This window comes from Amycolatopsis sp. NPDC004772 (assembly GCF_053601215.1).
In genome coordinates this window covers 33573-40234 of the sequence record NZ_JBSGBK010000078.1, presented here as the reverse complement: position 1 = coordinate 40234, position 6662 = coordinate 33573, and the positions used below count along the sequence as shown (strand labels likewise).

Annotated in this window: 7 protein-coding genes; 1 reads left to right on the top strand and 6 read right to left on the bottom strand. The window is 72.7% G+C overall.

Annotated features, from left to right (window positions below; translation table 11 throughout):
* Positions 1-133: 133 nt before the first annotated feature.
* From ACWEF6_RS33605 to ACWEF6_RS33580, 6 genes are all read right to left on the bottom strand, one after another.
* Positions 134-784, bottom strand: a complete 651-nt coding sequence (locus tag ACWEF6_RS33605) for a hypothetical protein (RefSeq protein WP_449686627.1) — start codon at positions 782-784, stop codon at positions 134-136.
* A 169-nt stretch (positions 785-953) separates the two neighbouring features.
* Positions 954-1775: a class II fructose-bisphosphate aldolase gene (locus tag ACWEF6_RS33600; protein ID WP_449686626.1), complete on the bottom strand. Its 822-nt coding sequence runs from the start codon at positions 1773-1775 to the stop codon at positions 954-956.
* Positions 1772-2689, bottom strand: a complete 918-nt coding sequence (locus ACWEF6_RS33595) for a 1-phosphofructokinase family hexose kinase (RefSeq protein ID WP_449686625.1) — start codon at positions 2687-2689, stop codon at positions 1772-1774. The genes ACWEF6_RS33600 and ACWEF6_RS33595 overlap by 4 nt, the downstream gene beginning before the upstream one ends.
* Complete coding sequence (locus ACWEF6_RS33590) at positions 2686-3582, bottom strand: DMT family transporter (protein ID WP_449686624.1); 897 nt, start codon at positions 3580-3582, stop codon at positions 2686-2688. The genes ACWEF6_RS33595 and ACWEF6_RS33590 overlap by 4 nt, the downstream gene beginning before the upstream one ends.
* A 9-nt stretch (positions 3583-3591) precedes the next feature.
* Positions 3592-4548, bottom strand: coding sequence for an N-acetylglucosamine kinase (locus tag ACWEF6_RS33585; protein ID WP_449686623.1), 957 nt, complete (start codon positions 4546-4548; stop codon positions 3592-3594).
* A 1-nt stretch (position 4549) separates the two neighbouring features.
* The gene (locus tag ACWEF6_RS33580; protein WP_449686622.1) at positions 4550-5671 is read right to left on the bottom strand and encodes an SIS domain-containing protein; all 1122 of its coding nucleotides are present in this window, start codon (positions 5669-5671) and stop codon (positions 4550-4552) included.
* A 127-nt stretch (positions 5672-5798) separates the two neighbouring features.
* Here ACWEF6_RS33580 and ACWEF6_RS33575 point away from each other — a divergent pair, with 127 nt between their 5' ends.
* Positions 5799-6596, top strand: a complete 798-nt coding sequence (locus ACWEF6_RS33575; protein WP_449686621.1) for a DeoR/GlpR family DNA-binding transcription regulator — start codon at positions 5799-5801, stop codon at positions 6594-6596.
* Positions 6597-6662 lie beyond the last annotated feature (66 nt).

Genomic DNA, 6662 nt, shown 5'->3' with positions numbered 1-6662 from the left:
CCTTTGTTTTGTTTTGTTACTGGCTTTATGTGGTGTGCTCTGCCGATCTCGGCGCCCGGTTAACCCCCGGGGGGCCCGGCCCCAACCCCGGCGGGGGGGCGGTGCCCTCCGCGGAGGGCACCGCCCCTTTCCGCTAACCCACCTGCTTCTGCATCTCCTCCTTCTCGAACCGGGACGGCCGGGCCCTGGCGATCCGGGCGATCGCCGCGCCCCACTCGTCGCCGGGCGCGCCGCTCAGCCCGCCGAGGACCCCGCGGCAGGCGGCCTTCCAGCCCTCCGGTCCGACCTCGCCGAGTCCGAGCGCGGCCGCCACCTCGGCCTGCAGTTGCGCGTCGATCAACCGGTAGCCGTAGTAGAAGTACAGCGGGATCAGCGACGGGTCCTCGGCGTTCAGGGTGACGACCGTCTTGCCGTTGTCGCCGGCGTAGGTCTCGGCCTTCGCCATCAGCGCGCTGACCGGGCTCTCGCCGCCCGGCCACTTCGCGTTTTCGGCTTTGGGCTTGGCGATGATGTGGTGGAGCACCAGCTTCCCCCAGAGCCCGACCTTCATCACCGCGAGGACCTCGTCCTCGTGCGAGGCGACGAAGTAGTGTTCCTTGGCCGACGTCGCCCCGCCCAGGCCGTCGGCCATCGACTTGATCTCCTTGACCACGTACTCGCGATCGGTGTACTTCAGCTGCCGCTTCGGCTGCGCTTTGAGCACCCCCGGGGCGAGGTCGATCCAGGCCAGCAGCACCTTGACGACCGCCGCCCGGTCCCCCACCTGCACTTCGGTGATCTGCATGCGTGCACGTTCCCTCCACGCCCGAAGGCGTCGTCAGCACGGATTCTCCGAACGAGCTCCGAGCAGGGAGTCGCGCCGGCGTTCCCGGCGTTACACGGGATTCGGCCGAAAGTGTTGCGGCGCAGTCTGTTTCAGCTCGACGGCCGAGTGCACCACCCGGATGGCCGCACTACGCGAGCAGGGTGAGCAACCGGGCCACCTCGTCCCGGACCGCGTCCCGGCCGGGGGCCAGGTAGCGGCGAGGATCGGTGAGCGCCGAGTGCGATCCGAGCGTCGAACGCACGGCTTCGGTGAGCACCTGGTTCAACCGGGTGCCGACGTTGACCTTCACGATGCCGCTGGCCACCGCCCCGCGCAGGCCTTCGTCGGGTACGCCGGACGAGCCGTGCAGCACCAGCGGCACCGGGACCCGGTGCGCGAGCGCCGCGATCAGCGACTCGTCGAGCACCGCGCTGCGGTCGGCCATGGCGTGCGCCGAGCCGACGGCCACGGCCAGGGAGTCGACGCCGGTCGCCGCGACGAACTCGCGGGCCTCGTCCGGGTCCGTGCGCACCCCGGGAGCGTGGGCGCCGTCCTTCCCGCCGATCTCGCCGAGCTCCGCCTCGACGCGGCAGCCCGCGGCGTGGCAGCGTTCGACGACCGCTTTCGTCCGGGCCACGTTTTCGGCGTAGGGCAACGCGGCGGCGTCGAACATGACCGACGTGATGCCCAGGTCGAGTCCCTCGCGGATGAGCTCCTCGTCCTCGATGTGGTCGAGGTGGACCAGGACGGGCACGGTCGCGGTCTCGGCCAGCCGCAGGCAGGCGAGCGCGAACGGCGCGAGCGAACCGTGGTAGCGGACGGCGTTCTGCGAGATCTGCAGGACCACCGGGAACCCGCTGCGCTCCGCGCCGGCCACGACGGCTTCGGCGTGCTCGATCAGGATCGCGTTGAACGCCCCGATCGCGCGCCGCCGGGCACGCAGGTCGTCCAGCAGGGTCGTCCAGTTCATCGGATCCTCTCCACGTTCACCGCCGGAAGCCACCGGTTCCTGGCCGCGAGGTCGATCTCGCCGGCGACCGGCCGCAGCACCGCGGCGGCCGACGTGGCGACGACGTCCGCGAGCGCCGCCGTCCAGTCCACTTCGGACAGTCTGGTCAGGTGCCCGGCCAGCGCGGCGGCGCCCGCGTCCCCGGCCCCGGCCGGATTGCCGGTGACCACCTCGGCGGGCCGGGCCCGCCAGACGCCCTGGGCGGTCACCGCCGTCGCGCCTTCGGCACCGCAGGTCGCCACCACCGCGGGTGCTCCCGCGGCCACGAGGTCCCGGCAGGCGCCGGGCCCGCCCAGGTCCCCGAGCTCGTCCTCGTTCGGCATGAGCACCGCACCGCTTCCGACGACCTCGCGGAGGGCGGCGCCGGAAACGTCGGCGATGACCGGCACACCGTGCCGGGTGCACAGCCGGACCAGCTTCGCGGGGACGTCGGCGCCCAGCCCCTCGGGGACGCTGCCGGAGATCACGACGGCTCCCGCGCCGGCCGCCAGCTCGGCGTCGAGCGCGTCGACGATGCCGGTTTCCGCGGTCGCGCCGGCCGGGAAGCCGTTCTCCTGCAACATGGTCGTGCCGTCGGCGCGGGTCACCACCGCCACCGTCCGCCGCACCGCGGGCAGCGCCGGGACGAGCCGGTGCGCGAGCTCCAGGCGGTCCAGGCCGTCCCGGAACTCGTCCGGCGTCCGGGTGGTGGTCAGGGCCAGCACCACGCTCTCGCCGCCCAGTTCGCGCACCACGGCCGCGACGTTGACCCCTTTGCCGCCGGCGCGGGACCGGACGTCCGGCACCCGCACGGTCTCCCCCGGGCGCAGCACGTCCACCCGGTAGGTCACGTCGATGGCGGGGTTGAGGGTGATCGTCAGGATCCGGGCGGTCACGGCTCGGCGGTCACTTCCGCGCGGTACACCATCAGGGTCGAGCCGACCAGGGCCAGCACGATGCCCGCGAGCTGGAACCCGGTCGGGGTGGCGCCGAAGAACAGCAGCGACAGGACGATCGTCAGCACGGGCGCGAGGGCGTTGGTCACCGGCGCCACGATCGACGCCTTGCCCCGGCTCATCGCCATCACGAGGAACAGCGCGCCGACCGCGTTGAGCAGCTGGGTGCCCGCGGTGAGCGCGGGTGCCTGCCACGGGTACCCCAGCGGGAGCCCGCCCATCATCAGCACCGCGACCGGGATCAGCAGCAGCCCGCTGATCGTCATCCAGCCGAACGTCGACGCGTCGTCGACCCCGGCGAGCGCGGCCTTGCGCATGAAGAACGCCTGCACCCCCCACGCCACGCACACCCCGGCCGCCAGCACCAGGTAGAGCCACCCGCTGTCCCCGCCGTCCCCGGTCGAGACGGAGAACAGGACGACCGCGACCAGCGCGAGCAGCACCCCGGCCCACGACCACCCGCCGAGCCGTTCCCGCAGCGCGACGAAGGCCAGCAGCACGGTGACCGCGGGCGAGAGCGCGACGATCGGGAAGATCACGTAGGCCGGCCCGATCGTCAGGGCCTTGAACAGCACGAGCTGCCCACCCGCGCCGGTGAGCCCGATCAGCAGCCCGTAGCCGGCCGCGACCCGGCTCCGGCTGAACTTCTTGCCCCGCAACGAGAACCACGCGGGCACGAGCATGGTCAGCGCCCACACCACGTACACCATCGGGTCGGGGTAGGCGTAGAGCTTGGTGGGCAGGCTGGAAAAGGCGCCCCACACGCCCCAGAACAGCACCAGCAGTCCCGCGTACGGGATCCAGGTGCGGGTGGACACGGCGGTTCCGGTCATTTCGGCTCCTCAGCGAGGCAGGGACGCGGTGGGGTGGACCTGCTCGGCCCGCAACGGGTGCCCGTGCAGGCGCGCCGCGTAGAGCGCGGCACCGATGTGCGGTTCCAGCAGGGGCGCCCGCAGGTCGTACTCGAGGGACAGCGCGTCGCGGAACGACGACAGCACGTGCGCCGACCCGAACACGCCGCCGGAGTACGACAGCGGAACGCTGTGCCCGGCCTCGAAGCCGAGGGCCGTCCGGCCGACGTCCACGAGCAGGGCGAGCTCGCGCCCGGCCTCCCGCAACACTCCGGTCGCGACGGCGTCCCCGGCGTCCGCGGCCCGGACCACGACCTTGCTCAGGCTCGCGATCCGGCCCCGGTCGCCGTGCCAGCGGTTGACGACGACGTCGATCGCGTCGAAGTCGGCGGCGAGGCCCAGCGCCTGGCGCAGCTCCGCCACGAGGGGGCCGGCGGGCAGCCGTCCGTCGACCATGCGGCTGAACGCGTTCAGGCCCTGGATCGCGACCCAGTAGCCGGAGCCTTCATCGCCGAACAGCTCGCTCCAGCCGCCACCGCGCCACTGCCTGCCGTCGTGCTCGCCGTAGGCGATCGAGCCGGTGCCGGCGACGACGTTGATGCCGTCGATCGCCCCCAGTGACCCGGCCCAGCCGCAGATCATGTCGTTGCCGCAACGGTAGTTCCGGGTGCCGAGGATCCGGCCGGGGATGGCGTCGAGCACCGGCACGTCGGCACTGATCTCCCCGTAGGCGGGCAGGCCGAAGAAGGCGTAGGAGATGTCCGGCACCGGAAGGCCCGCGGCGGCACAGACTTCGCCGATCCCCTGGCGCAGCAACGGTTCCACGATCTGCAGGCCGTCGCTGAGGTAGTACACGCTCGCGGTCCTGGCCTCCGCGACCACCCGGCCGTCCGGGCTAACCAAGCAGAACGCCGTTTTCGTGCCACCGCCGTCGACACCGAGGTACACGTCAGCTCACCTCCGGAGGAGTGAAATCGTGGATGACCACGCCCTGCACCACGCGGTTCACTTCACCGTCGGGGAACGGGTTGTCCGGCGTGACGCCCAGGGCGAGCGAGCAGGCGAGCGCCGTGGTCTGGGCCGCGATCACCGCGAGCAAGGCGTGGCCGGCCACGGGGAGGCCGGGTGGCGAAGGCACGGGCCAGACCCGGGCACCCCCGGTTCCGGTGCCGTCACCCACCACGACCACCCGCTCCTCGCCGAGCGACAGCACCAGTTCGCGGGCGATGTCGACGTCGTACTGCCGGGTGTGCGGATCGGTGGAGAGGAAGACGACGGCGATGGTGCGCTCGTCGAGCACCGATTTCGGGCCGTGCCGGAAGCCCAGCGCGGAATCGGCGATGCCGACCACCTCACCCCGGGTCAGCTCCAGGCACTTGAGCGCCGCCTCGCGGGCCAGCCCGCGCAGCGGCCCGGAGCCCAGGAACACCAGCCGGGCCGGCTTGGCGCCGGCGATCGCCGACGCGTGGTCCGCGGCGTCGCCGAGCACGGCCGTCCCGGCGCGGGCCAGCGCCTCGACGTCGACGTCCACGCCGAAGGCGAGCAGGGCGGATAGGGCCATCCCGGTGAACGAGGACGTCATCGCGAATCCGCGGTCGTTGACCTCGTCCGGAAGGGACACCACGACGGACCGGCCGGCACCGGCCCACCGCCGCGCCAGCTCGCCCGCCGGATCGCAGGTGATCACCAGGTGCGCCAACTCGGGGGTCAGCCGGTCCAGCAGGTCCGCCGCCGCGACGGACTCGGGGCTGTTGCCGCTGCGTGCGAAGGACACCAGGAGGATCGGCCGCTCGTCGACCACGGCCAGGGGGTCGGCGACGATCTCGGTGGTCGCGATGGCCTCGACCGGCCGGCCGAGCCGGCGCGCGAGGTCGCGGGCCACGATCTGGCCGACGAACGCCGAAGTGCCCGCCCCGGTGAGCACGATCCGCCGGCCGGGCAAGGCGATCAGCCGCTCGATGTCCGGCCGGGCGCGCCGGACGGCGTCCGCCACCCGGAGCCAGGTGGCGGGCTGCTGCCCGATCTCCCGTGCGGTCCAGCTGTCGCCGGACGACCGCCCGTTGCTGTGCATAAGTGTTGCCTCCGATGTCCGAGGACGTCCTCCGGCAGAGTCATCCGCCGCCGCGCGAGCGGGCAAGGTTCGGTGGCCAAATGCGCATTCGGAGTGAGCGTTTCGGCGGCTGTCGTAGGCTCGCCCCATGTCCACGCGGAAACGGCGCACCACCCGGGCCGAACGGCTCTCGGAGCTGCTGCGCGTGCTCGCGGACACCGGCTCGCTGCAGGTGGGCGAGCTCAGCGCCCGGTTCGGCGTCTCCTCCGCCACGCTGCGGCGTGATCTGGCCAAACTGGAGGAACAGCGGCTGCTGACCCGCACCCACGGCGGCGCCCGGCCCCGGGGTCGCACGACCGAAGTGCCGCCGCCCTACCGGGAAAACCGGTCCCGGGACGCCAAACGCGCCATCGTGCAGGCGGCGATCCGCACGCTGCCGTCCGGGCCGCACGTCCTCGCCCTGACCGGCGGCTCCACCACGAGCGAACTCGCCAGGGAACTGCCGGGCCGGGCGGACCTGACCGTCGTCACGAACGCGTTGAACATCGCGATGGACCTGGCCCTGCACCCCCGGCTGAAACTGGTCGTCGTCGGCGGGGTCGCCCGGCCCCAGTCCTACGAGCTGGTCGGGCCCTGGGCCGAGCACGTGCTGGCCTCGATCAGCGTCGGCACCGCGTTCGTCGGCGTGGACGGCATCGACGCGACGGCGGGCATCACCACCCACGACGAGAACGAGGCCCGGACCAACCGCGCCATGCTGGGGCGCGCGCAGCGGGTGATCGTGCTGGCCGACGGCAGCAAGCTCGGGCGCACCACCCTCGCCCGGATGGGGGACATCCGGGACGTGCACGAGGTGATCACCGACTCCTCCGCCGCGCCCGGCGCGGTCGCGGCGATCCGCCGGGCCGGGGTCCGGGTCACCGTGGTCGAAGCCGCCGGCCGGTGAAACGCGCATCGCGAATGCGCGTTTCGTTGACCGCGGTCGCCGTCCTGCCTACCTTTCGCCGTCACC

Coding starts and splice junctions, on each gene's coding strand:
- ACWEF6_RS33575 (WP_449686621.1), top strand. CDS start 5,799: ATGTCCACGCGGAAACGGCGCACCACCCGGGCCGAACGGCTCTCGGAG.
- ACWEF6_RS33600 (WP_449686626.1), bottom strand. CDS start 1,775: ATGAACTGGACGACCCTGCTGGACGACCTGCGTGCCCGGCGGCGCGCG.
- ACWEF6_RS33590 (WP_449686624.1), bottom strand. CDS start 3,582: ATGACCGGAACCGCCGTGTCCACCCGCACCTGGATCCCGTACGCGGGA.
- ACWEF6_RS33605 (WP_449686627.1), bottom strand. CDS start 784: ATGCAGATCACCGAAGTGCAGGTGGGGGACCGGGCGGCGGTCGTCAAG.
- ACWEF6_RS33580 (WP_449686622.1), bottom strand. CDS start 5,671: ATGCACAGCAACGGGCGGTCGTCCGGCGACAGCTGGACCGCACGGGAG.